The 25766-nt window shown below is 36.1% G+C and carries 17 protein-coding genes; 9 read left to right on the top strand and 8 right to left on the bottom strand.

Features of this window, described 5'->3' with window-relative positions; genetic code table 11:
* The first annotated feature begins 76 nt into the window (after positions 1–76).
* From C4F50_RS20815 to C4F50_RS20795, 5 genes are all read left to right on the top strand, one after another.
* Positions 77–1633, top strand: coding sequence for a GH39 family glycosyl hydrolase (locus tag C4F50_RS20815; protein WP_194140571.1), 1557 nt, complete (start codon positions 77–79; stop codon positions 1631–1633).
* A gap of 103 nt (positions 1634–1736) precedes the next feature.
* Positions 1737–3974 (top strand): glycoside hydrolase family 3 C-terminal domain-containing protein, encoded by a 2238-nt coding sequence (locus C4F50_RS20810; protein ID WP_194140570.1) that lies wholly within the window; start codon positions 1737–1739, stop codon positions 3972–3974.
* 1 nt (position 3975) lies between these two features.
* Positions 3976–5481 carry a cellulase family glycosylhydrolase gene (locus C4F50_RS20805; RefSeq protein ID WP_194140569.1) on the top strand — a complete coding sequence of 502 codons (1506 nt, stop codon included), beginning with the start codon at positions 3976–3978 and terminating at the stop codon, positions 5479–5481.
* Positions 5482–5594: 113 nt separating this feature from the next.
* Positions 5595–7541 (top strand): sialate O-acetylesterase, encoded by a 1947-nt coding sequence (locus C4F50_RS20800; protein ID WP_194140568.1) that lies wholly within the window; start codon positions 5595–5597, stop codon positions 7539–7541.
* Positions 7542–7803: 262 nt separating this feature from the next.
* Positions 7804–10206 carry a glycoside hydrolase family 95 protein gene (locus C4F50_RS20795; protein WP_194140567.1) on the top strand — a complete coding sequence of 801 codons (2403 nt, stop codon included), beginning with the start codon at positions 7804–7806 and terminating at the stop codon, positions 10204–10206.
* Positions 10207–11169: 963 nt separating this feature from the next.
* Here C4F50_RS20795 and C4F50_RS20790 read toward each other — a convergent pair.
* On the bottom strand, positions 11170–11721 hold the full coding sequence (locus tag C4F50_RS20790) for a CvpA family protein (RefSeq protein ID WP_194140566.1): 552 nt from the start codon (positions 11719–11721) through the stop codon (positions 11170–11172).
* Positions 11722–12087: 366 nt separating this feature from the next.
* Here C4F50_RS20790 and C4F50_RS20785 point away from each other — a divergent pair, with 366 nt between their 5' ends.
* From C4F50_RS20785 to C4F50_RS20770, 4 genes are all read left to right on the top strand, one after another.
* Complete coding sequence (locus C4F50_RS20785; protein ID WP_194140565.1) at positions 12088–12444, top strand: hypothetical protein; 357 nt, start codon at positions 12088–12090, stop codon at positions 12442–12444.
* Positions 12445–12622: 178 nt separating this feature from the next.
* Positions 12623–13072, top strand: coding sequence for a hypothetical protein (locus C4F50_RS20780; RefSeq protein WP_228012099.1), 450 nt, complete (start codon positions 12623–12625; stop codon positions 13070–13072).
* Between the two features lie 87 nt (positions 13073–13159).
* On the top strand, positions 13160–14179 hold the full coding sequence (locus C4F50_RS20775) for a phenylalanine--tRNA ligase subunit alpha (RefSeq protein ID WP_194140563.1): 1020 nt from the start codon (positions 13160–13162) through the stop codon (positions 14177–14179).
* Positions 14180–14343: 164 nt separating this feature from the next.
* Entirely contained in the window at positions 14344–14751 is a 408-nt protein-coding gene (locus C4F50_RS20770) for a hypothetical protein (RefSeq protein WP_194140562.1), read from the top strand.
* A 244-nt stretch (positions 14752–14995) separates the two neighbouring features.
* On the opposite strand, the gene C4F50_RS20765 is transcribed toward C4F50_RS20770, so the two are convergent.
* From C4F50_RS20765 to C4F50_RS20735, 7 genes are all read right to left on the bottom strand, one after another.
* On the bottom strand, positions 14996–16135 hold the full coding sequence (locus tag C4F50_RS20765) for a cytochrome-c peroxidase (protein ID WP_194140561.1): 1140 nt from the start codon (positions 16133–16135) through the stop codon (positions 14996–14998).
* Positions 16136–16138: 3 nt separating this feature from the next.
* A complete protein-coding gene (locus C4F50_RS20760; protein ID WP_194140560.1) occupies positions 16139–17728 on the bottom strand; it encodes a DUF6850 family outer membrane beta-barrel protein in 1590 nt (529 codons plus the stop codon).
* A gap of 11 nt (positions 17729–17739) precedes the next feature.
* Entirely contained in the window at positions 17740–19050 is a 1311-nt protein-coding gene (locus C4F50_RS20755; RefSeq protein WP_194140559.1) for a DUF4876 domain-containing protein, read from the bottom strand.
* 11 nt (positions 19051–19061) lie between these two features.
* Positions 19062–21752 (bottom strand): TonB-dependent receptor, encoded by a 2691-nt coding sequence (locus tag C4F50_RS20750; RefSeq protein ID WP_194140558.1) that lies wholly within the window; start codon positions 21750–21752, stop codon positions 19062–19064.
* A 363-nt stretch (positions 21753–22115) separates the two neighbouring features.
* Positions 22116–23111, bottom strand: coding sequence for an NAD(P)H-dependent glycerol-3-phosphate dehydrogenase (locus C4F50_RS20745; protein WP_194140557.1), 996 nt, complete (start codon positions 23109–23111; stop codon positions 22116–22118).
* A 548-nt stretch (positions 23112–23659) separates the two neighbouring features.
* Positions 23660–24817 (bottom strand): iron-containing alcohol dehydrogenase, encoded by a 1158-nt coding sequence (locus C4F50_RS20740; protein ID WP_194140556.1) that lies wholly within the window; start codon positions 24815–24817, stop codon positions 23660–23662.
* Positions 24818–24992: 175 nt separating this feature from the next.
* Positions 24993–25757 carry a type 1 glutamine amidotransferase domain-containing protein gene (locus tag C4F50_RS20735; protein WP_194140555.1) on the bottom strand — a complete coding sequence of 255 codons (765 nt, stop codon included), beginning with the start codon at positions 25755–25757 and terminating at the stop codon, positions 24993–24995.
* Positions 25758–25766: the final 9 nt, after the last annotated feature.

Below are 25766 nucleotides of genomic sequence, written 5' to 3'. Positions count from 1 at the left end.
GAGAAAAAAAAGAAAAAATCCTTTTATCCCGATAGCTATCGGGAGTGGTAAAAAAAATAAACCAAACTATTTCCAGATGAAAAAACTTTTAATAGCAGCAGTTTTAATTACTTCAGTCCATTTGATGGCTCAAGAACGAACGATAAAAGTAGATTACAACAAATCGGCTGGAAAATTAAACACCATGTTTAAAGAATGCATCGGTGCCGGAAGAGCAAACGAAGGTTTGAGAGCCGACTGGCAGCAACAATTGGCATTGGTAAAAAAAGAATGCGATTTTAAATACATTCGATTTCATGGTTTGTTGTCTGATGATATGGCGGTTTACCGTGAAGATCCAAAAGGAAATCCAGAATACAATTACCAATACGTAGATGTTTTGTTTGATTATATTGTGAGTCTGAAAATGAAACCTTTTGTTGAATTAGGCTTTATGCCGAATGCTCTGGCAAGCGGAAAAGAAACTATTTTTTGGTGGAAAGGAAATGTTACGCCTCCAAAAGATTATAAAAAATGGCAAGATTTAATTAAAAATTTAACTGCACATTTTACAGAACGTTACGGAGCTGAAGAAGTAAAAACATGGTATTTTGAAGTTTGGAACGAACCGAATTTAACACCAGGTTTTTGGACAGGAACTCAGGCAGAATATTTCAAATTGTATGATTATGCAGCTCGCGGTGTAAAAGCGGTAAACAAAGATTACAAAGTGGGCGGTCCAGCAACAGCAGGTGCAGGATGGGTTCCAGAAACTATAGACTTTTGTGCTAAAAATAACGTGCCGATGGATTTTGTTTCGACACATACTTACGGTGTAAACCAAGGATATTTGGACGAATTCGGAACTTCTGGAACCGTTTTGAGTCCAGATGAGAACAGTATTAGCGACGACGTTATTAATTCGCGTAAGCAGATTACCAATTCGGCTAAACCCAATTTAGAATTGCATTATACAGAATGGAGTTCTTCGTACACACCTGCAGATCCCATTCACGACAGTTATCACTCGGCAGCTTATATTCTGCAGAAATTAAAACAAGTTGGCAATGCGGCAAACTCCATGTCGTATTGGGTTTTTACGGATATTTTTGAAGAACCGGGCCCAAGATTTACGCCTTTTCACGGCGGCTTTGGATTATTGAATACACAGGGAATCAAAAAACCGGCTTATTTCTCGTATCAGTTTTTGAACAAATTGGGAGAAACAGAACTTCAAAATTCGGATAAAGCTTCTTGGACTTCTAAAAATGCAAAAGGCGATGTACAAGTTTTACTTTGGGATTTTACCAATACACATCCAGGCGAAAAAGTTTGGAATCAAACCTATTACATTCAGGATCTTCCATCAAAAGAAAAAGGAACTGTAAAAGTTGAAGTCGACGGATTGCAGAAAGGAAAATATACTTTAGAAATCTACAAAGTAGGTTACAAAGTAAATGACGTTTATGCAGATTATCTGGCGTTGAACAAACCAAATCAGTTAACGCGCGAGCAGGTAAACAATATGAAAAAGAAAAATAATGGCGATCCGATTGCAACAGAAAATATAACAGTAGATGCAAAAGGAACTTTCAGCAGAGCATTCAAAATCAATGAAAACGACGTTGTCTTTCTGAATTTAAAAAGACAATAATTTTAAAAACAAAAAACCACAAACAACATAATAATAGTAACACTAATTAAAGACCAAAATTCGATGAATTAAAAATCTTTAAATCTAAAACATCTAACTATCTATGAAAAACAAAATGATATACCTTTCGGCAGCTTTGGTTTTTGCCCTTTTTACTTCTTGTAAAAATGATGCTCAAACGACAGTTTCCAATTCAGATCAAACGGAAGAGTACGCAGGTAAAGAAATAGGAACAGAGCACGATGCAGAAATCGACAAACTGATTTCGCAGATGACTTTAGAAGAAAAAATCGGAATGCTGCACGGAAACAGCATGTTTGCTAACGCTGGAGTAAAACGTCTTGGAATTCCAGAATTAAAAATGGCCGATGGACCGTTGGGAGTTCGTGAAGAAATCTCACGTGACAATTGGGCGCCGGCAGGATTAACAAACGATTTTGCAACCTATTATCCAGCTGGAGGTGCTTTAGCGGCAACTTTTAATACCGCAATGGCACATACTTTCGGAACCAGTTTAGGAGAAGAATTGCGTGCAAGAGACAAAGACATGTTACTTTCGCCGGCTATTAATATGGTGAGAACACCGCTTGGAGGAAGAACATACGAGTACATGTCTGAAGATCCGTTTTTGAATAAAAAAATCGCTGTGCCGTTAATCGTTGGTTTACAGGAAAAAGACGTAATGGCCTGCGTAAAACATTATGCAGCAAACAATCAGGAAACCAATCGTGATTTTGTAGACGTACAGATTGACGAGCGTACCTTGCGCGAAATTTATCTTCCAGCTTTTGAAGCTTCGGTAAAAGAAGCAAAAGCATACAGTATAATGGGAGCTTATAATAAATTTAGAGGCGAATACTTATGTGAAAACGATTATATGCTCAATAAAATCCTTCGTGACGAATGGGGATTTAAAGGTATTGTTGTTTCAGACTGGGCTGCGGTGCACTCAACAGGAAAAGCATTGAAAAATGGTTTGGATATCGAAATGGGAACTCCAAAACCATTCAACGAATTTTTCTTAGCAGATAAATTAATTGCTGCGGTTAAGTCTGGAGAAGTTTCAGAAAAAGAAATTGATCTTCATGTAAAACGTATTTTAAGAACGCTGTTCCAAGTAAAAGCAATGGGCGGCGGAACGCGTGCAAAAGGAAGCATCGCAACCGAAGCACATTACAAAGATGCTTACGAAATTGCAGCTGAAGCGATCGTTTTATTGAAAAATGAAAACAACGCATTGCCGTTAAAATTAGACGGAGTAAAATCTATTGCCGTAATCGGAAACAACGCCACAAAGAAAAATGCCCTTGGCGGATTCGGAGCTGGTGTAAAAACAAAAAGAGAAGTTACACCGCTAGAAGGTCTTAAAAACAGATTACCTTCTACAATAAAAATCAATTACGCAGAAGGATATTTAGAGCGTTACGACGAAAAAAACAAAGGAAACTTAGGAAATATTACAGCTAATGGTCCAGTAACTATCGATAAATTAGACGATGCAAAAGTTCAGGAAGCAGTAGAAGCGGCTAAAAACTCAGATGTTGCGATCATTTTTGCAGGTTCTAACCGTGATTACGAAACTGAAGCTTCAGACAGAAGAGATTTGCACCTGCCTTTTGGACAAGAAGAATTAATTAAAAAAGTATTGGCCGTAAACCCAAAAACTATTGTAGTAATGATTGCCGGCGCTCCATTTGATATTAATGAAGTAAGCCAAAAATCAGCAGCTTTGGTTTGGAGCTGGTTCAATGGTTCTGAAGGAGGAAATGCTTTGGCAGATGTGATTTTAGGAAAAGTAAATCCATCAGGAAAATTACCTTGGACAATGCCTAAACAATTAAAAGATTCTCCAGCACATGCTACCAACAGTTTCCCTGGAGACAAAACAGTAAATTATGCAGAAGGAATTTTAATCGGATACCGTTGGTTTGATACTAAAAATGTGGCGCCTTTATATCCTTTTGGTTACGGATTATCGTATACAACTTTTGCCCTTGACAATGCAAAATCGGATAAACCAGAATATGCACAAAACGATGTTATTGAAATTTCTTTGAATGTTAAAAATACAGGAAAAATAGACGGAAAAGAAGTAGTACAATTGTATACTTCAAAATCAGATTCTAAAGTATCACGTGCTGCAAAAGAACTAAAAGGCTTCAAAAAAGTTTTAGTAAAAGCAGGAAGTTCAGAAGACATTACGATCAAATTACCAGTAAAAGAATTGGCATATTACGATGTAACGGCTAAAAAATGGACTGTAGAACCAGGGAAATATACCCTAAGACTTGGAACTTCTTCAAGAGATATCAAAAAAGAAATTGTTGTAACAATCAAATAAGATGAAAAAGTTACTAAGAGATTATACTTTAAGTATATTATTAAGTTTTGCCTTTTTAGGAGTTTTGGCCTGCAGTTCAGACAAAGAAACTGCTCAGGAAACTACTGTAAAAACCCTGACAGCAAGCACAGCAAAATTAGATTTTGAAAGCAAAGAAAACGCTGTTGATCTTACTATTACGTCAGAAGCCACCGCGTGGTCTCTGGCAAGTACAGCAAACTGGGTAAAATTCAGTCAGTCTGCCGGAACAAAAGGAACCATTATAATAAAAATTACGGCATTAGAAAATGCAGAAAAAACGGCAAGAACAGCTGTTATTACCTTAAGTTCCAATGAGTCAAAATCGGTAACAATACAAGTTTCTCAAGCGGCTGGAGCTGTTGCTGCAGGTTTGTATCCGAGTTATAACACGAACCCAATTGCAGCAGATCAAAGCGGCATGTCAAGTACGGCAGTCCAATTAGCAGCAAAAATAAAATTAGGCTGGAACATCGGAAACACTTTAGAAGCAACAGGCGGAGAAACAGCTTGGGGGAATCCAAAAGTGACAAAAGCGTTAATTGATTTGGTAAAAGCCAACGGATTTAATGCCATCAGAATTCCATGTTCATGGAATCAGAACTTAGAAAATGCTTCAACAGCAAAGATCAGTACCGAGTGGTTAAACCGTGTCAAAGAAGTTATTCAATATTGTGTTGACAATGATATGTATGTTTTGGTGAACATTCACTGGGACGGAGGCTGGCTGGAAAGCAATATTACCGAGGCAAAAAAAGTAGAAAACAATGCCAAACAAAAAGCATTCTGGGAGCAAATTGCAACACATTTACGCGGATTCGATGAACATTTGCTTTTTGCCAGTGCCAATGAACCGGCAGTTGATGAGGCAGAGCAAATGACCGTTTTAACTTCATATCATCAAACTTTTATTGACGCTGTTCGTTCTACGGGAGGGAAAAATGCTTATCGTACTTTAGTAGTTCAGGGACCAACCACCGATATTGAAAAAACCAATAAATGGATGACTGTTTTGCCAACAGATACAGCGGCAAACCGAATGATGGTGGAGGTTCATTATTATTCTCCTTGGAATTTTGGAGGGTTAACCAAAGACGAAACCTGGGGTAAAATGTTCTATTATTGGGGAGCTGGTTTTCATTCTACAACCGATACAGAACGAAATGCAACTTGGGGCGAAGAAGCTGATTTAGAGAAAAATTTTAAATTAATGAAAACTCAGTTTGTAGACAAAGGAATTCCAGTTCTTTTGGGCGAATTTGGTGCAATCCGCAGAACAACTTTAACGGGAGATGCCTTAACTTTACATTTAGCTTCCAGAGCTTACTATTTAAAAACAGTTGTAAAGACCGCAAAAGCAAACGGCTTATTACCTTTTTATTGGGATGAAGGAAGTCTGCAAAATAATGGTTTCGGAATTTTTAATAGAACCGATAATACTGTTTTTGATACTCAAGCTTTAAATGCTTTAAAAGAAGGGTTACAGTAAAAAATCTTTTTTAAACCATATAAGTGATATAAGATTTTTAAGTTTCTGTTTTAGATTGAACTTAAATTTGCTTATATCACTTATATGGTTTAATTCATTTAATAAATAAGAAAATGAAAAAGTTAATTGTTTTTACTTTATTGATATTTAGTATTTTAGCTAGTGCCAATGTTAGAATGCCTTTACTATTTTCTGACGGAATGGTATTGCAGCGCAGTAAACAAATTCCGATTTGGGGTTTTGCCGATGCGAGTGAAAATATCGAAGTGCATTTTAACAGCCAAATCAAAAAAACAACAGCCGATAAAAACGGAAAATGGACGCTGCATTTAAATCCAGAAAAAGCCGGCGGGCCATTCGAACTAATCATTATTGGAAAAAATAAAATCACCATCAAAAATGTTTTGGTGGGCGAAGTATGGATTTGCAGCGGCCAGTCGAATATGGAATTTCAGGTTTTTAAAACCATGAATGCACAGAAAGAAATTGAAGATTCTAATTATCCATTGATTCGTCATTTTGGCGTAGCGCAAGATTTAAGCGGTACTCCAAAAGACGATTTGAAACAAGGAAAATGGGAAGTTTCAAGCAAAGAGACCGTAGGCAATTTTACAGCCGTTGGATATTATTTTGCTAAAAAATTATATGCCGAATTAAAAATCCCAATCGGAATCATCAATACCTCTTGGGGCGGTACCAATGTCGAAACCTGGACAAGCCGCGAAGCTTTCGAAAAAAGCGACGAATTCAAATCGATGATTGCCAATGTTCCATCGGTAGATATTAATGCCATTTTCGAAACGTATAAAAAATCGGTTTTAGACAATCTGAAAAAAGTGCAGGGCTTTGAAGTTACTTTGGAAAACGAAGACCAGTTTAAAAAACCAGATTTCCAAGACAAAAACTGGCCCGAAATAAAAGCACCATCACTTTGGGAAAACCAGCAGATCGGTAATATCGATGGAATTGTCTGGATGCGAAAAACCATTGTTTTAACAGCCGAACAAGCCAAAAAAGAAGCCGTTTTACATCTGGCCAAAGTAGATGATGAAGACAAAACCTATGTAAACGGAGTAGAAGTAGGAACCAATAATCTTTGGGACAAACTACGAGTTTATAAAATTCCGGCAAATGTCTTAAAAGAAGGTACCAACGTAATCGCCGTTCGAATCACTGATTACAGCGGCGGTGGCGGCATCTACGGCGATCCATCCGATCTAAAAATTGACTTTAAAGACACAAATCTGCCGCTTGACGGACTTTGGAAATTCAATGTTGTAAAAGTTAGAATCGAGGTGTCGCCAAACAGTTATCCGTCTTTATTGTACAACGCAATGGTAAATCCGCTGGTTCCGTACGCATTTCAGGGCGCTTTATGGTATCAGGGCGAAGCCAATGTTTGGCGTGCTAAACAATACAAAAAAGCATTTCCGTTAATGATCAATGATTGGAGAACCAAATTCAAACAAGGCAATTTTCCATTCTACTTTGTGCAATTATCCACTTTCGACGAATTTGGCGGTAACAGCCAAAAAGGAAGCCGCTGGGCAGAACTTCGCGAAGCACAATTAGAAACTTTAAAATTACCAAATACGGGAATGGCTGTAACCACCGATATCGGAAACGCAAAAGACATTCACCCAACCAACAAACAAGACATAGGATTACGTTTGGCTGCCATTGCTTTGAACAATATTTACGGCAAAAAGCAAGTGCACAGCGGCCCCGCTTTTAAATCGCAGGAAATAAAAGGAAACCAAATCATCCTGACCTTCGATAATATTGGCGGTGGACTTTCAACGCCAAATAACGATGAATTAAAAGGCTTTGAGATTGCCGGTTCAGACAAAGTTTTTCATTCCGCGAAAGCGATAATCAAAGACAACAAAATAATAGTTTCGAGCGAAAATGTCAAAAATCCCATTGCGGTACATTACGGCTGGGCAGACGACGATACGACAATCAATCTTTTCAATAAAGAAAAATTCCCAGCGTCGCCGTTCAGAACCGATAATTGGGAAATGGTTACAGAAAATGAGAAATACAGTGTAAGCAAATAGAAAACACAAATAGGTTCCGCTAGGAACAATTCGTTGGCAGCAAAAGATAATTTGGGCGTGACCCCATCCCGATAAGCGGGCAAATATTCTTTACGCTTATTCGCCCGCTTATCGGGACGCGGTCGGGCTATCCGCGCTACTTCGGTAGCCTGCTCCTATCCCTCACGCGCGCAAAAACAACTAGCATGTCTTTCGACTAAGGAGAAATGACAAGTTTGTGTAAATTTGGTTTAAAAAAAATATCAAAAACAACAACCCGATTATGAATTCAAACATCATAAAAAAAACGTTTTACATTTTACTGCTCACCTCTTTTTGCGGAAAAGCACAATCCACTCAAAAATTGTGGTACAAACAACCCGCAGAATTCTTTGAAGAAAGCCTTGTTTTAGGAAACGGAAAAATGGGAGCAACCGTTTTTGGCGGCGTTAATTCAGATAAAATCTATTTGAATGATATTACACTTTGGTCTGGCGAACCCGTAAATGCCAATATGAATCCAGAAGCGTACAAAAACATTCCGGCAATTCGCGAAGCATTGCAAAACGAAAATTACAAACTAGCCGAAGAGTTAAACAAAAAACTTCAGGGAAAAAACTCAGAATCGTATGCGCCTTTGGCAACATTAGAAATCAGTAATGCAGAAAAAGGAAAAGCTGTAAATTATTACAGAGAATTAGATATTTCTAACGCTGTGACAAAAGTAACTTACGAATTAGACGGTGTAACATTTACCCGCGAATATTTTGTTTCGGCACCTGATCAGATCATGGCAGTCAAATTTACAAGCAGTCAGAAAGGTGCTTTAAATTTTGATGTTAATTTAAGAAGCCTCTTAAAAACAAATGTCGAAATAAGAAACAATACCATGATGATGACCGGAAACGCGCCCATTCATGAAAACGCAGGCTACACTGTACAGCCAAAATATTTGGAAGTAAAAGACAGAGGAACGAGATTTACAACTTTACTTCAAATCAAAAACACAGAAGGAAAAGTCAGCAATAACAGTTCGACTTTGACGGTAAAAAATGCATCAGAAGTTATTATCTATATTTCGACAGCCACAAGTTTTAATGGTTTCGACAAAAATCCAGCAACCGAAGGCTTAGACGATGTTACTATTGCTTGGCAGAATCTGAATAAAGCTATTGCAAAACCGTACAACAAATTAAAAGAAAATCATATTGCCGATTATCAGAAATTCTACAATCGTGTCCATCTAAATTTAGGGAAAACAACCGCAGCGGATCTCCCGACAGATGAACGTTTATTGCGTTACGCAGACGGAAAAGAAGATAAAAACCTCGAAATCCTGTATTTCAATTATGGACGTTATTTATTAATCAGTTCGTCCAGAACGCTGGGCGTTCCAGCCAATTTACAAGGATTGTGGAACCCGCATCTGAGCCCGCCTTGGAGCAGTAATTATACAATGAATATCAATCTGGAAGAAAATTACTGGCTGGCAGAAAACACCAATCTTTCAGAAATGCATCGATCACTTTTGAGTTTTATCAAAAATCTTTCGGTAACAGGAAAAGTGACGGCCAAAACTTTTTATGGCGTAAACGAAGGCTGGGCAGCAGCGCACAATTCAGACATTTGGGCAATGACCAATCCCGTCGGGCAGTTTGGAAAAGAAGACCCGATGTGGGCATGCTGGCCGTTGGCAGGCGCATGGCTGAGTACGCATATTTGGGAACATTATACTTTTACCCAAGATAGAGATTATCTAAAAAAAGAAGGTTATCCGTTAATGAAAGGCGCCGCACAATTCTGCTTGAACTGGCTCGTAACCGATAAGAACGGAAATTTAATTACATCGCCATCGACTTCACCAGAAAATCAGTATAAACTAGCAGACGGTTTTGTGGGGGCAACACTTTACGGTGGAACTGCCGACTTGGCCATGATTCGCGAATGTTTTGATAAAACCATAAAAGCGTCACAGGTACTCAATACAGATGCTGCTTTTAGAACAAAATTAGAAACGGCACTTGCAAAACTGCATCCGTACCAAATTGGTAAAAAAGGAAACCTGCAGGAATGGTATTTTGACTGGGATGATAACGATCCGAAGCACCGCCATCAATCGCAGTTATTCGGACTTTTTCCTGGAAACCACATTACTCCAGTTAAAACGCCAGATTTAGCAGAAGCTTCAAAGAAAACGCTCGAAATAAAAGGCGACGAAACAACAGGCTGGTCAAAAGGCTGGAGAATCAATCTTTGGGCGAGACTTTGGGACGGAAACCGCGCTTATAAAATGTTTCGCGAATTGTTGCGTTACGTTGATCCAGACGGAAAAAAAACGGCAACGCCAAGACGAGGAGGAGGAACGTATCCGAATTTATTTGATGCGCATCCGCCGTTTCAAATTGACGGGAATTTTGGCGGAACGGCCGCTGTTGCCGAAATGTTAGTACAATCAGACGAAAACGAAATCAGATTGCTGCCTGCTCTGCCAGATGCTTGGGAAGAGGGTTCTGTAAAAGGACTTTGTGCACGAGGCGGATTTGAAATTGAAATGTCATGGGGAAATAAAAAAGTTCAAAAAGTGACTGTTTCTTCTAAAAATGGAGGAAAAACCACTTTGATTTTCGGCGATAGAAAACAAGAGATTGTTTTGAAAAAAGGAGAAAGTATCGAAATCAATTTTTAGGGAAGCTTCCAAGAAGCGAAATATCTATAGAATAGAAAACACATTTGCAAAGCAGCTCCAGCGGAGCTAAATAGTTATAGCTTCGGAGAAGCGAAATATCGATAGAATAGATAACACATTTGCAAAGCAGCTCCAGCGGAGCTAAATAGTTATAGCAAATAGAGAACGTTCTAAATAAAAGAGCTCCAGCGGAGCGGCATTAGGTAATTGTAAAATTTAGATGTCGCTCCGCTGGAGCTTTTTTGTATTGGTAATTTCATTTCTACAAATATTTCGCCCCGCTGGGGCTCATTTTGTTTTCTACAAACAGGTCGCTCCGCTGGAGTTTTTTTTTATTGGTAATTTCATTCTACAAATGTTTTGCCCCGCTGGGGCTCATTTTTGGTTTCTACAAACAGGTCGCTCCGTTGGAGCTTTTTGTATTGTTAATTTCATTTCTACAAATGTTTTGCCCCGCTGGGGCTCATTTTTGGTTTCTACAAACAGGTCGCTCCGTTGGAGCTTTTTGTATTGTTAATTTCATTTCTACAAATATTTCGCCCCGCTGGGGCTCATTTTTGTTTTCTACATACAGGTCGCTCCGCTGGAGCTTTTTTGTATTGGTAATTTCATTTCTACAAATATTTTGCCCCGCTGGGGCTCATTTTTGTTTTCTACAAACAGGTCGCTCCTCTGGAGCTTTTTTTGATTGGTAATTTGATTTCTACAAATATTTCGCCCCGCTGGGGCTCAGATAAAATAGCTCCAGCGGAGCTAAATAGTTATAGCTTCGGAGAAGTGAAATATCGATAGAATAGATAACACATTTGCAAAGCAGCTCCAGCGGAGCTAAATATTTATAGCAAATAGAGAACGTTCTAAATAGAAGAGCTCCAGCGGAGCGGTATATAAATTTGTTTCCATTAATAAAAAAACCGACAGTCCCGAAGCCTCGGGATAAACCTGTCGGGTTTGATATACGAATTATTCTTTTTCAGATTCAGAATTTTCTTTTTCTTCTGTTTTTTGAGAATGTTCTTTTTTAAAACTTTCGTACCATTTTTCGATTGATGGATACACAAAACTGGCAACTTTTTTTACAGGATTATAAAAAATAGAATTGTCCAGAGTTTCTTTTTTAGCAAAAGTATTATTGAAGTTTATTTTTTCGAACAACGCGATAAAAATACTTAAGATCAAGATAGTCTTAAGAATCCTGAAAAAACTGCCTCCTAATTTATTCATCCATCCCAGCATGGCAAAATCCGCAATTCCAGTTAACATTTTGGCCAATAAATACACGCCGATAACAACCAGAATAAAAGTTAAGATAAAAGCCGTAATCTGAATATTGGTTGGATTCCAGGAAACATGTTTTGAAATGATCCCTGTCATTAAAGAAGAAAATTTAATAGCAAGATAAATTCCTAAAAGCAAAGAAATAAAAGAAGCTACTTCTACAAAAAGTCCGTTTTTAATGCCTTTGTATAAACTGTAGCATAAAAGTGCGCCAACTATAATATCAAAAAAACTCATGTTTGGTTTGGTGTTTAATGAAGGGCAAAGATATTGTTTTTTTTGAGGGGCAGAGGTTCAAAGGAGCAAAGTGACAAAGGTTTTTTTGGTAGAATTTTATTTTTAAAATCATAGAAACATAGTTTTTTATTGATGTAAAAATATTTTGAAAAAACTAACTTTCACACATAGTTATGATTGTTTAAAAAAGTAAAACGCCTTTTGCATTTGCTAAATTCTATAATTCTATGTGTTGAAAAAACATCAACAAAGCTTATATATGTATTTTATAGAAAGAGTGCGTATCTTTGCCAATTCATATTTTAGACTTCAGATTCAGATTTTAAATCGGGAATCTAAAATCTAAAATCTAAAATCATAAATTAAATGTCCAGAGATATACAATTAAAAGAGCGATGGGAAAAGCTCGTTGACCTGCTTTCTAATCAATTTTCGCAAGGCGAAGATTTAGACTTAGATGCCATAATTTACCTGATCGGAGTTCAGGAATACGGAAAAGTACACCGCGAATACAAAAAAGACGAAAAACTGAATTTAATGCACATTGCAATCTGTCGATTGTTAGAACCATACGGATTTTATGAATTCGAATATTTTGATGAAGACGGATGGCCGCATTATAAAGTAAAAGAAGAATTACCGCCGTTAAAAGCCGGAGAACAATCAGTTTTGATGAAAGAAGCAATTGTAAATTATTTTTTAGAAAGAAAGCTTATTGAGTAGTGCATCAGATTACAGTATTTAGTGTTCTCAGTTGCAACTTCAGACTGAAACTGAGTACTAAAACCTGATCACTAAAAACCTAACCACTGATTACTAAAAGATGTGTAGATACGCAATGACTGCTTATAAACCTCATTATGCTTGTTTTAATTGTCGAAAGACCTTTAAAAGACGATTGATGGGTGATATAAAAAGAGGAGAAGCAGCTGTTTTTGAAGCGAAATGTCCTCAATGTGCCGCATTAATGGCCAATATGGGACTCGATTTTGAATCGCCTAAAAAAGAGGATGTTAAAAAGTGGGAACACATTAAAACTTTATACAGCGTTGGGATCGGCTTTTATTCCTGCGGTTGCAGCGGACCAGGCTATATTCCGAATTCAAAAGAAAAACTGATAGAATATTTTGAGGAATTAAAGCACTCGTATCTTAAGAATCTTGATTTTTGGCGTTCCAGAATTGAACCAGCAGATAAACAAGAAAAAGAAAAAGATTATCAGCGAAATTGGTATGAATTAGGAAGAGTTTCCTCAAAATCCAAAAAAGAAACCATCACCAACCAGGAAGGGATAAATTATTGGCTGGAAAGAGTAAAAGAAATAGAAACAAAAATAGGTCTCATAAAATAGATAATTGTATTTAAACGAAACTTTAAAGTTATAACACTATACTTGGAACAAATTCCTTAAATTTGTTTCCTCAATTATTGAAGGAAAATGATAGATAAGATAAAACAACACATAGAGGAAGCCAAAGCCTTTAATGATAAAAACAAAGAATCTTTAGAACAATTCCGTATTAAATATTTAGGTAGTAGAGGTTTAGTAAGAGAACTTTTTAACGAGTTCAGAAATATTCCGAACGACCAGAAAAAAGATTTTGGGCAAGTAATGAATACCTTAAAAGCGGTTGCCGAAGAAAGGGTAAAAGCGATTCAGGAAGAACTTGAAAGCAAAGAAGAAGCAAAAGGTATTTTCGGAGATTTAACGCGTGCTGCAGAACCCGTAATTATTGGTTCTCGCCACCCCATTTCTATAGTTAAAAATCAAATCATTGATATTTTTGCCAATATTGGTTTCAACGTTTCCGAAGGTCCGGAAATCGAAGACGACTGGCATAACTTTACCGCATTAAACCTGCCAGAATATCATCCGGCAAGAGATATGCAGGATACGTTTTTCATTCAGACCAATCCAGATGTGTTATTGCGTACGCATACATCATCGGTTCAGGTGCGTTATATGGAAAATCACAAACCGCCGATTCGTACAATTTCTCCGGGACGTGTATTTCGTAACGAAGCAATTTCGTCACGTTCACACTGTATTTTTCATCAGGTAGAAGGATTGTACATTGACAAAGATGTTTCGTTTGCGGATTTAAAACAAACGCTGCTTTATTTTACAAAAGAAATGTTCGGAAAATCGAAGATCCGTCTTCGTCCGTCCTACTTTCCGTTTACAGAACCAAGTGCCGAAATTGATATTTATTGGGGCTTAAAAACCGAAACCGATTACCGAATCACAAAAGGAACAGGCTGGCTGGAAATTGGAGGCTGCGGAATGGTAGATCCAAATGTTTTGAAAAACTGTGATATCAATCCGGACGAATTCAACGGTTTTGCTTTCGGAATGGGAGTAGAGCGTATCGCAATGTTGTTGTACCAAATTGGTGATATCCGTATGTTTTATGAAAATGATGTTCGTTTCTTAGAGCAGTTCAAGGCAAATATTTAGGAGCTGTTTCCTGCTGTCCGCTGTATCTTTTGTTTTTTAAAGAAAAAAACAAAAGGATGCCGCTTCCATCAGGGCTAGGGCTTTACTTTATAAAATACCTTTACAAAAAAACAAACCTTTGTTGAAGTTCAGACTTTGACAAAGGTTTTTAAAATTTAATAAAAATGAAGAAAGATATAGTAATTCCAGAGGTAGAAAATGTATTTCTTGCAGCCGTGCAGGAATGGAGCGACGATTTTATGGAGAAAGTCTGGTACGCTTATTTAGTAAACGACAGCGACTTTAATTTAGACAGTGTAATGGTGGTTTCAAAAGCATTTGGCACCATTGACGGCGAAATGAAAAAAACGTCGATTCTGCGCCACGCATTTGTTGAAGTGCCGGCAGTTTCGGTTGTTAAAATCGAAATGATCGAGAAAAGCCTTTTGGTGATGAATAACGAATTTATGGTGACGTTCTTTATCGGAAATACTTTGTACGATAAGAAATTCATTTTTAAAGCCAATTCGCTTGACGAAAACAAAACGGAAGAAGTGCCGATTTTGTTTGTTGAAGGAATTATGGTGAAGTAGTTTTTTAGTGATCAGTTTTAGTGGTCAGTATTCAGTTTTTAGTATTCAGTTTTTAGTATTCAGAACAGTATCAAATAAAAGAGGGTCTGGAAAAAATTTCCAGACCCTCTTTTATTCTAATTAGAAAATATCTAAGTCATCATTTTCAACCCTGAAACTGACCACTAAAATACTGATCACTAAAAAACTGAATACTGACCACTAAAACTGAATACTGACCACTAAAAATACTGAATACTCAAAATCACATCGGCATCACAGGCGGACGCATTTTATAAGCACCTGTTGAAAGACTCGAAATAAAATCTTCTAAAGCATCCATCTCTGATTTATTCAACTGTAATTTTTTTATCAGTTTAGAAGTTGTTGGAAACAAAGTATCGTTTAATTGATTTTCTTTTCTTTTGGGCTGCGGCATTCCAGCGTTGTACATGTTTAAAACACCGCGTAAATTTGGAAATAAACCATTGTGCATATAAGGCGCATTTTGAGAAACGCCTCGTAAAGACTGCGTTTTAAATTCGCCTACATTTTCTGCTTTTTTAGTTACATTGTATCTTCCCAAATCTTCGTATTCTCTTCCGTAATAGGTTAAACCAATATTATGAAATTTATTATCCGTGAAATTTGCGGTATTATGACAGTTGATGCATCTTGCTTTGGTACGGAATAAATGCAATCCTTCAACTTGTCTATTCGTTAACTGAGTTGAATCTCCGGCAATAAACTTGTCAAACTTGCTTTTTGGACTTATTAAAGTTCTTTCGAAAGTAGCAATTGCTTTTAGAATTTCTTGCTGCGTTAGTTTTTCTTTGCCAAAAGCCTTTTTAAAATACGGTTTGTAACCTTTTATTTTGTTCAATCGTTTTGTGGCTAAGTCAATGTGAAAATTCATTTCTTTAGTATCCTGAATCGGGAAACTCGCCTGATCTTCTAGAGTTGCCGCCCTTCCGTCCCAAAAGAAAACTTTAGAATACGCGATGTTCATTAAACTTGGAGAATTTCTAATTCCCTGCTGTCTGCCTTCCCCGTATGAAACTCTTTTGGCGTCGCCCCAGCTTAATTCAGGATCGTGGCAGTTGGCACACGATATTTGTCCGGATTTGGACAATCTAGGATCAAAGAAGAGTACTTTCCCTAATTCGGCTTTTTCTTCGGTATACGGATTCTTTTCGGGGAATTCAGGTTTGCCTAAAGTTCCGATGTCTTCAAAACCCTGCGCGTAAACAATCGAGTCAACTTCTGGTTTTGGCCATTTTTGATAATCACCGCTGCTGTAAAGCGCTTTTAATTCTGAAATCGTAAAATTAGATTCAATCTTAGTATAAGAAAGAATAGCAAGGGAAAACAGCATTGCCATGACAGCAATAAATCTTGATTTCATTTTTTAATAATTTAATTGTACACCCATTTGAACCCAGTAGGTGGTATTGGTATTAATGCTGACTGGATAATCAGTTTGTTTTTTAAGTGCGATTTTTTCTTTCAGATTCGTAAAGAAAACCACTGTTTTATTGTTTTTTACCGGATAGCTGTATTCTAATCGCAATGCCGGTGCAAAATAATTGGTTGTATTCACTGCGTAATCGTGAATAATCACTTCATCAAAAAATCGGGCATTTGTCCCGCCTGAAGTGTCGTAATATTCTAGTTTTGATGGAAGCGGGAAATACATATTAAAACTTACCGTTGTATTCAATTTACTTTTTTGAAAAGCGAAATCTTTACTTCCAAATATTCCGGTGTTTAACGAATTTAATTCGATATGAGCTGCAGCTAAAATATCATCATATTCATTTTGCTGATACAACATATTTAAACCGAATAAATAATCAATTTTAGAAACTGTCCTTTTTGCAATTGAAGTAGTCCAATTTATTTTATTTAATGAATTGGTGTAATTGTAACCGTTACTTTGTTTGTCAAAATTTCGAGCTTCGCTTTGATCAAACTGTAAAGTAGATTGAATTTCTTTTTTATTCCATTTATGAAAAACAAATAATTCTGCATGATTGGACTTTGTTTTGATCTTCATTCTTTCGTTTTCAGTTAAATCAAGAGAATTGGTATAAAAAGTATTATTGGAATTCTGAGAATAATACAATGCCGTGAAAATTGAATTTTTGTTTCTCATTGTATAACCCAATCCAATTTTATCTACAAGATCTTGGTATAGATAACCAGATCCGGAAGATTTAAAATAATTCAATATTCTACCGTATCCACCATTAAAACGTAAATAGGTTTCTGGATATGCTTCGTAGTTTAAGCTTGTGTTATTGTATGTGTAATTAAAATCTTTTTGGTTTTCTGCATAACTTCCCAGAACAAATGCTTTGTGATTTTGTGAAATTTGATAGCCAATCTGCAATTCTGCACCCAAATTTCTGTTGATTATTTGTGATCTTGCATCTAAAGTTCTGCTGAATTTTTCAGCACCGTAATTGGCTTTAACCGCAACAGATAAATGGTTGGTAATATCTTTAGAAAAACCGCCGCTCAGCGCATAGACTTGATTGTCCCAATCGGCTTTTCGGGGAACGTAAAAATAATGCGGTGCAATAATTTCCTGCTCTTCTGCACGATCATCAGAAAGTACAAATCCCAGATTTTTTTCTAGTATTTTTTTGATGACTAAATCGCCAAATAACTTCCATTTAGATTTTGTGGTAAAATAGCCCTGCGCTGCAAATCGATACGTATTGATTTCGTTTGCAATCTGTTTTCGAGCGAATTCATTTTGCTGATGTTCGTATGAAACCTCAGTAAAAGTAAAATCTTTAATAGTGGGAGTTGTATAAACAATTGGGTATTTAAAAATTTGATTTTTAATCTGATTATCAATAAGATGATTTTGCACTTTTATAGTGTCTTGTGCATGTGCGGTAAAAACCAAAGGAAACAACAAAAGAAGTAATGCCCAGGATTTCCAGGCATTACTTTTAATGTTTTGTATTTTAATTTTATTGATTTTCATTAAAGAAAATTTTAGTTGAATCCTCTTGGATTTGCGGTTACTTCTACAAAATCATTTGTAGAATTATTAGTGTCCTGAAGAATAATTCTTCCGGCAATTGTAGTTTTCGTTTTTCTCATTACCGATTTAGAAGAATAGGCTCCAGAAGGGATGTAGGTATTTCCTCCATCAATCTGAGAGGGTAATTTTTTAGGAACTAAAAGTGATCCTAAGTCTCTCGTTGTGTCAACACCATCAATAAGTGCAGTTACAGGAATCTGAAGAAACAAACTCGCATCTCCTTTAGGGTTTTTGTATTTCTTCAAAGCTGTAAATTCAGCATCAGTCATTTTAAAAATAGTATACGCTTGTCTTCCTAATGAATCTAATATCAAATCGTTGTTACTATTTCCCCAATATGCGATATCTACATCTGGAACAGCAGGATTTTGAATATCATATTGATAGGTGCTGCCAGAGTAAATTCCTAAAAATGCTTCAAAATCTGCGGTACTTAAATCTACGGTCAACTCAGGACTTACAATGCTAACCGCTTTACCATTATTGTCAACATAGTTTGCTTTATGGTTAATAGCGTTTTGAGCAATTACAATACTTTTTCCTGGTTCTACAGGATATTGTGTGCCGTTTCCAGGAATTTTAATGATGTTGATTCCATAAACGTAATTTGTATTGGCTTCGCTGCCCATTGTCATTCCTTCTGATTTGCTCCAGTCAAACTGCCCGTTTGGCTGAGAGTAAGTTAAAACGGTTGAGGTAGTCGCTCCTGTAAGTTGTGCCATGTACAAACCATCTGCATATTGCACTGTGTTAGAGTTATTGTAAATTTCGATAAACTGATCTCTGAATACCGCTCCTTTTTTAGTGTCAGATCCGCCATAATAAATTTGTTTAATTACGAAGTCACCCACTTTAGAAGTTTTCATTTCGATGCTAGTTGTAATAGCAGCTGCATTTACAATAACACTGCTTGCGGAACCATTAAAATTGATTTCAGCTTCTGTTGGAGTATAACCAAAAGTCTCCGTAAATTCTGCTGACTGAATCACTTTGGTTGCAGAAATGGAATAGGTTCCTGGTAAAATTTGTTTGAAAGTGGCAGTGCCATTTTCATCAGATTCTACAGTATATTTATTGGCTGTTTCTGTATTTACAATTATTACACTTGCTTTCTTAACATTTAAGCTGTTAAAATCGGCATCGTATTTAAGCGACACCGTAAAGTCTACAGGTTTTAATGCTTCACTTTCGTTATCGTCATTGCTGCAGGATTGAATGATTAATCCAAAAAGTATTATAAAAATAGAGAGTGTTTTTTTCATAGTATATAGATTTAGAATTGATAATTAAGTCGGGTTCCAAAGGAAAAGTTTGCTATATCTGACGGATATCTTTCGCCATTTATATAGTAATAAGGCTTAAGATTTAAAAAATTGGTAGAATAGAATGAAACGCTGAATCCGTTTAAGAAATCTTTAGAAACTCGTAAATGAAAATTGTGCAGCATTTTATCAAGTTTATATTGCGTCGTATCATAATCTTGAATAAGATGTCCATATTTTTGTAGATCGGTACGTTCTTCTTCTGGAATTTCGTGATAAACCAATTCAGTGTCTAAGTAACCATTTGGGAAATTACTCGTAGGTGAATTGCTGGTTTTAAGTAAAATATGTTCACTTCTTAAAGACAAGACTAGCCCTGCTTTTGGAATATGATAATTGAAATTAAAACTTGCCGTAAAATTTTCATTTTTTACAGGTCGTGAATTGTAAATGCCATATTTTTCAGGAGATAGAAGATTTGATGATTTTACATAAATTGACGATCCGCTAAAATCACTCGATCTAACATAAGAAGTATTCATGCTTATGTCAAGATTTAACGCTTTTATCTTTTTGAAATTGATAATAGATTCGATACCAATATCTTCAGAAGTGTTATTGTTTGCTACACTGTTAGTTAAATAATAGAATTTTTCAGTTCCCTTGATTTCATAAGTTGGAGTTTCAGAACCAACAGCGTTTACAACGGCTTTTGGTACCTCTTTGTACACAGGAAGCTGCTGATTGATAAAACCGTCAAAAAGCTTATTATAATATCCCGTTAAATTAATATTAGCAAAAGGAAGACTGATATCAATTCCTCCCTCTGTTTTGTAAGATTTAGAAGATTTTAGATTTAAATTATCTCCAGGAGTTATAATGGTTTGAATCCATGCTTTCTGGTAAGCTCCAGGATAAACATAAATTCCATTCCCTACTAATCGATCAATATAGCGTTCTCCAGTATATAATTGATTCAGTGATGGGGCTTTTGATGATAAACCAAATCCACCTCTAAATCTAAAAGTTTTATTTATAGAATACGAAGAGTTTAAACGAGGCTGTAGTGATATATTTCCTCGCTGATTTTCATAACGCAATCCAAAATCAATGTTTAAAATCCGATCTTCTTCGAATTTTTTATAGATTCGATCTTCAAAGTAAGCCGATATTTGGCTTTCTGTTTTAACCCTATTAAAATCATAATCTCTGTACCCCAGTTTACTATCTTCTCCTTGATCCAAGGTGTAAAAATTTTGTAATCCGCTTACGCCGCTTTTCCTGCCTGCGCCTTTGTTAGAACTTGTTCTTCCAGACATACCAAAGACTAAACTATGAACCCACTGTGCCTTATTAGTAATTGCTTTTGTAGTTTCGATACTTACAAAAGAGGAAATAGGAATTCCTTCTACTGTGCTAACACTTGTATACTGTGAAGGAAGAATATAAGCTTCATGAATTCCTTCTTCTAATGAATTAGTTGCAGCCGAAAGTGATCTATTCATCCATTGCTCTTTTCGAGAGAATTGTTTGTCATAAGAAAAACCACTGTTTATGTTGATACCGTCAACCCATAAATTGTCCAGTTTCCACATAAAATTATCCGAGATAGAAATGCCTTTTTTATCATTCTTAACCACAGCATCACTAATATCATCTGGATCACTTTTAGCATCATCCAAATTGGTTCGAAATGTGGTGCTTAGTGTGTTTTTAACCTTCGACGAGTTGTTTTTGGTCTGCCATGAAAGATTTGCATTTACTCTTTGATAACTTAAAAGATTATTTCTGGGATCAGTTTTAGAATCCAGATAGTTAAAACCGATATTCATTGAATTGTTTGCATTGAATTTTACACCTTTTGTAAGGTTAAATTCTGTAGTTGCATCACGTATGGAAGCTGATACGCGATAAGGACTATAACCAACTTTTGTCGTTATCAACACAAGTCCAGAAGTTAAATCACCATATTTTGCAGAAGGAATTCCCTGTATAACTTTGATTTCTTCAATAGTATTAGTTGGAATTTCTCTTAAATCAACACCGTAATTGGCATTGGTAAACACATTTTGGTTTGATTCTGCGAAACTGTTTGGACGATGATAACCGTAAGGTCCAGTGGAATTTGGATTTAGGGCTTGCATATTTTCGTTGTTCGAAAGTGGAATGTCATTTATTACAAATGAAGTTCCGAAAGCCTTAGAATATTTAGAAGAAGATAAATCAGATGCTGTACGAAAAACGATATTTTTGAATTGATTCAAATTAAAATCTTCAGTAGTCTGTCCAGGAAGCTGCTGTAAAACATCATCAAGCGAAAAGGCCTGAACATTATTTATCGCATTTGTTCCAAGCGTTAATTCAGAATACTGGCGTTTTTTTTCGGCTGTGACGACGACTTCTTTTAGAAAAAGCGTATTATCTTCTAGATAAACCGTAATCGAGTTTTGATCGTTTTTTAAAGTTTGATTAATTTCTTTTTTTCCAAGAATAGAAAAGTTAAGCTCGATATCCTGAAAGTAGGGAAGTGTAATCGAGAAATTTCCATCTTTATCCGTAATGGCCCAATTTTCTGTTTTGGTATCGCGGACAAAAACGCTCGGTAAAGCCGCTGAAGTTTCTTTAGACAAAACTTTACCAGAAATTACCTTTTGAGAAAAAATGATTTGACTGAATAAGAAAAAGAATATAATAAAACGCATCTGTTTTTAATTAGAACGAATAAAAATAGTGATGCAAAACTATCATTTATTCTTTGTCACGCAATAACAAATAAGGAGTTTGTTACAATGTGTGCATGCTGATTTGTGAGAAATCAAGTGATTTTATATTTTAAAAATATGCTGTTATAATGTTGTGATACAGTTAGATGTTTTTTGCTGTTTTGTAAGATTAAAAGATTAACTTTTTTTTGGGAAGATGTAGGTTTGATGTGTTTCGAAGTAAAATATTTCTCGTTAATTCGTTTTGATTTATTGGCTGATTAAATTTTAAAGACACTTGTAAACAAAAAAAAGAGCCGGAAATACTCCGACTCTTTTTTGTATTCTATTCTCTAAAAAACTTTAATCTAAAGATTCTGTTAGTTTCTTAAATACCGATTTTGCATCTTTTCCTTCATATAAAACTGCATAAACGGCATCGATAATTGGCGTTTTTGCTCCGTAACCTTGATTTAGTTTATAGGCACTTTTTGTGGCATAATAACCTTCGGCAACCATGCTCATTTCCATCATGGCACTTTTTACAGTGTAACCTTTTCCGATCATATTTCCGAACATTCTGTTTCTGGAGAATACAGAATATCCTGTAACCAATAAATCGCCTAGGTAGGCCGAATCATTAATGTTACGTTTCATTTTGTGTACTTTTCTAATGAATTTTTTCATTTCACGGATTCCGTTACTCATCATCACCGATTGAAAATTATCGCCATAACCTAAACCATGAGCAATTCCGGCAGCGATAGCGTAAATGTTTTTCAACATCGCGGCATATTCCGTTCCGATAATATCATCTGAGATTTTTGCTTTAATATAATTTCCAGAAAGAGATTTGGCTACAATTTTAGCCTTGTCCGGATCACCGCAGGCAATTGTTAAATACGAAAGTCTTTCTAATGCCACCTCTTCGGCATGGCAGGGACCTGTAATTACACCAATATTGTAGTAAGGGATATCGTATTGAATGTGGAAATGCTCACCGACAATTAAGCTCGTTTCGGGAACAATTCCTTTGATAGCAGAAAAAATAATTTTATCCGCTAGTGAAACTGTAAGATTTTGAAGTTCAGCATCTAGAAACGCAGACGGAATCGCAAAAATGATATAGTCTGCATACGCTACAGCTTCGTTAATATTATTCGTTAATTTAAGTTTGTTAATATCAAATTCGACTGAACTTAAATAGTTTGGATTGTGTTTGTATTTCAGAATGTGCTCTATTGCAGCATCATTACGCATATACCACGAAATTTCGGAAAGATTTACACACAACATTTTTGCAATTGCCGTTGCCCAGCTTCCACCACCAATTACTGCAAATTTTAGATTTTCGCTCATTATTTTAATAATTTAAAACAAAAGTACTTAATAATGTGCCAATAAAGCAAAATCTGATTTAAGAAATTTTAAACAGCCCTTTAATTATAATAACATTAAAAAAGTTTTAGAATCCATGCAAAACCCTTTGGAGCAGTAATGTGTGATGTTCTCTAAACTCTAAATTGAACCGTAATCCTGAGGACTTTCAGAAGCAAAGTTTGATTATTATAACATTGTCATTGTAAATAAAGTTCGCCAGAAGAATCTAAATGAGTTTTTGCGAATTCCTTATGTTTTCTAGAGATTTATCTGGTAAATAAGCATTGCATTTCTTTGGGTTTGAAAAAAATAGAATTTTTTTAACGCTTTATACAATAAATATTTTTTTCCTGCGTTATTGCTATTGTACATTAAAAAATTTTAATGTTGACAAAAACTCAGTTAGTTAGTTTTGTTTAGTAGTATTAAAAAGGCGTTCTATAGTAGTATGAACGCCTTTTTTTATGAAAATTAGAAAATATTGAATCGAATATTCTCCTTAAGATTGAAACTTAGAATTTATCTTTTTAGTAACTAAGCTCAACAATCGATTTTACTTTGTCTAAAGTTACCAATTGTTTTTCTCCCAGACCTTTCCAGCCTCTTTCGTCAAAACGTTTTACGATAAAATCTGCTGTTTTAGAATAATCTTCTGTGTATTGCGAAAGTTTCGTATCCATTCCCATCGTGTGAAAAAATTCAACCGTTTTGCTGATCGCTTCTTTTGCCACTTCTTCATCAGAACCTGTAAGGTTGAAAATTCTTCTTCCGTATTGTGCCAGTTTGCCTTTTTTGCTTTCGAACATTACCGTATATAAACTTGGGCCGATAATCGCCAAAGTTCTCGCGTGATCAATTTCGTAAAGAGCTGTCAATTCATGACCAATCATGTGCGTTGCCCAATCGCTTGGAACACCTTTCTGGATCAATCCGTTTAAAGCCATAGTACAGCTCCACATAAAGTTGGAAGCCAAAGTATAATCGGTTGGATTTTTTACAATTCCAGGGCCGACTTCAATTAAAGTCTGCAGCACGCCTTCGGCAATTCTGTCCTGAAGAAAAGCGTCAGTAGGATACGTTAAATACTGCTCCATAACGTGCGTATACGCATCTACAACACCATTTTCGATTTGTCTTTTTGGTAAAGAAGCAATAACCGTCGGGTCGCAGATTGAAAATTGTGGAAACAAAGCGCTTCCGCCAGAAGACAATTTTTCCTGAGTCGCCTCAATCGTTACCACATATCCAGAATTCATTTCGCTTCCCGTTGCCGGAAGAGTCAAAACAGTTCCAAAAGGCATGGCATTTTCTTTAATCAGGATTCTTTTTTGAAGAATGTCAATCGGATTTCCTTCAAAATTAACAGCAGCTGAAATAAATTTCACACCGTCAATTACAGAACCGCCGCCAACAGCCAAGATAAAATCAATTTTTTCAGCTTTAATAACAGCAACCGCTTTCATCAAAGTTTCAAAACGCGGATTTGGTTCGATACCGCCAAATTCAACAATTTCAAAACCTTTTAGTGCTGCAGTTACCTGATCGTAAATTCCGTTTTTAAAGATACTTCCCCCGCCGTAAGCCAAAAGTACTTTTGCGTCTTTTGGAACCAATGTCGAAAGTTTTTCAATTTGTCCTTTTCCGAAGATTAAATTCGTCGGATTGTATAATTCAAAGTTGAGCATTTTTTTTTAAGGTTCTAAGCTGCTAAGATTGTGAGGTTCTAAGGTTTTCCTCTTTAAAGCTTAGCAGTATGTTATTTAATTTTTTTAAGATTCTGATTTGCAAAGATTCTGAGTTACTAAGCCACAAAGTTTGTAAAAAACTTAGCAGCTTAGCATCTCAGAACCTTAGTGTCTTTTATTTACCCAATTTAGCAAGCAATTTTCCAGCTACTAATTTAGACGAAGCTGGATTTTGGCCTGTAATTAAAAGACCATCTTCAACAGCATAAGGTGCCCAGTTTGGTCCTTTAGAAAAAACGCCTCCGTTTGATGATAAAGCGTCTTCTAATAAAAACGGAACCACTTTTGTCAAGCCGACAGCTTCCTCTTCTTCATTGGTAAAACCAGTTATTTTTTTGCCTTTTACCAAATATTCCCCTTTTACTTTTACGTTTTTCAATACAGCTGGTGCGTGACAAACAAAAGCGACAGGTTTATTGTGTGTATAAAAAGATTCTATTAAGGCGATAGAATTTTTATCTTCTACCAAATCCCAAAGCGGACCGTGTCCTCCTGGATAAAAAACAGCATCATAATCTTTCTGGTTAATTGTAGAAAGTTTTAAAGTGTTTTTTAATTTTTCTTGTAACGCTTTATCAGCGTCAAAACGTTTGGTGTCTTCTGTTGCAGATGACGGATCAGCACTTTTTGGATCAATTGGCGGCTGGCCTCCAAGCGGAGAAGCAATCGTAATTTCAACTCCCTGATCTAATAATTCATAATATGGCGCAGCAAATTCTTCTGACCAAAATCCTGTTTTCTCTCCTGTGTTGCCCAGTTTATCGTTGCTGGTCACAACAAATAATACTTTTTTCATACCTTTTTTATTTGATTTTTGAGCCAAAGCCGATGTGCTTACGACTGTAAATGCAATTATTGCGAGTAATGCTATTTTCTTCATAATATTAAA

It is taken from the genome of Flavobacterium hungaricum (assembly GCF_015182285.1).
GTDB classification, from domain to species: Bacteria; Bacteroidota; Bacteroidia; order Flavobacteriales; family Flavobacteriaceae; genus Flavobacterium; species Flavobacterium hungaricum.
Note: the sequence above shows the minus strand (reverse complement) of the source record. Positions and strands in the feature narration are given on the sequence as shown.

What these genes read in the sequence shown, in the direction of transcription:
- C4F50_RS20815 (WP_194140571.1), top strand. Translation starts at nt 77, where the DNA reads ATGAAAAAACTTTTAATAGCAGCAGTTTTAATTACTTCAGTCCATTTG.
- C4F50_RS20810 (WP_194140570.1), top strand. Translation starts at nt 1,737, where the DNA reads ATGAAAAACAAAATGATATACCTTTCGGCAGCTTTGGTTTTTGCCCTT.
- C4F50_RS20805 (WP_194140569.1), top strand. Translation starts at nt 3,976, where the DNA reads ATGAAAAAGTTACTAAGAGATTATACTTTAAGTATATTATTAAGTTTT.
- C4F50_RS20800 (WP_194140568.1), top strand. Translation starts at nt 5,595, where the DNA reads ATGAAAAAGTTAATTGTTTTTACTTTATTGATATTTAGTATTTTAGCT.
- C4F50_RS20795 (WP_194140567.1), top strand. Translation starts at nt 7,804, where the DNA reads ATGAATTCAAACATCATAAAAAAAACGTTTTACATTTTACTGCTCACC.
- C4F50_RS20790 (WP_194140566.1), bottom strand. Translation starts at nt 11,721, where the DNA reads ATGAGTTTTTTTGATATTATAGTTGGCGCACTTTTATGCTACAGTTTA.
- C4F50_RS20785 (WP_194140565.1), top strand. Translation starts at nt 12,088, where the DNA reads ATGTCCAGAGATATACAATTAAAAGAGCGATGGGAAAAGCTCGTTGAC.
- C4F50_RS20780 (WP_228012099.1), top strand. Translation starts at nt 12,623, where the DNA reads ATGGGTGATATAAAAAGAGGAGAAGCAGCTGTTTTTGAAGCGAAATGT.
- C4F50_RS20775 (WP_194140563.1), top strand. Translation starts at nt 13,160, where the DNA reads ATGATAGATAAGATAAAACAACACATAGAGGAAGCCAAAGCCTTTAAT.
- C4F50_RS20770 (WP_194140562.1), top strand. Translation starts at nt 14,344, where the DNA reads ATGAAGAAAGATATAGTAATTCCAGAGGTAGAAAATGTATTTCTTGCA.
- C4F50_RS20765 (WP_194140561.1), bottom strand. Translation starts at nt 16,135, where the DNA reads ATGAAATCAAGATTTATTGCTGTCATGGCAATGCTGTTTTCCCTTGCT.
- C4F50_RS20760 (WP_194140560.1), bottom strand. Translation starts at nt 17,728, where the DNA reads ATGAAAATCAATAAAATTAAAATACAAAACATTAAAAGTAATGCCTGG.
- C4F50_RS20755 (WP_194140559.1), bottom strand. Translation starts at nt 19,050, where the DNA reads ATGAAAAAAACACTCTCTATTTTTATAATACTTTTTGGATTAATCATT.
- C4F50_RS20750 (WP_194140558.1), bottom strand. Translation starts at nt 21,752, where the DNA reads ATGCGTTTTATTATATTCTTTTTCTTATTCAGTCAAATCATTTTTTCT.
- C4F50_RS20745 (WP_194140557.1), bottom strand. Translation starts at nt 23,111, where the DNA reads ATGAGCGAAAATCTAAAATTTGCAGTAATTGGTGGTGGAAGCTGGGCA.
- C4F50_RS20740 (WP_194140556.1), bottom strand. Translation starts at nt 24,817, where the DNA reads ATGCTCAACTTTGAATTATACAATCCGACGAATTTAATCTTCGGAAAA.
- C4F50_RS20735 (WP_194140555.1), bottom strand. Translation starts at nt 25,757, where the DNA reads ATGAAGAAAATAGCATTACTCGCAATAATTGCATTTACAGTCGTAAGC.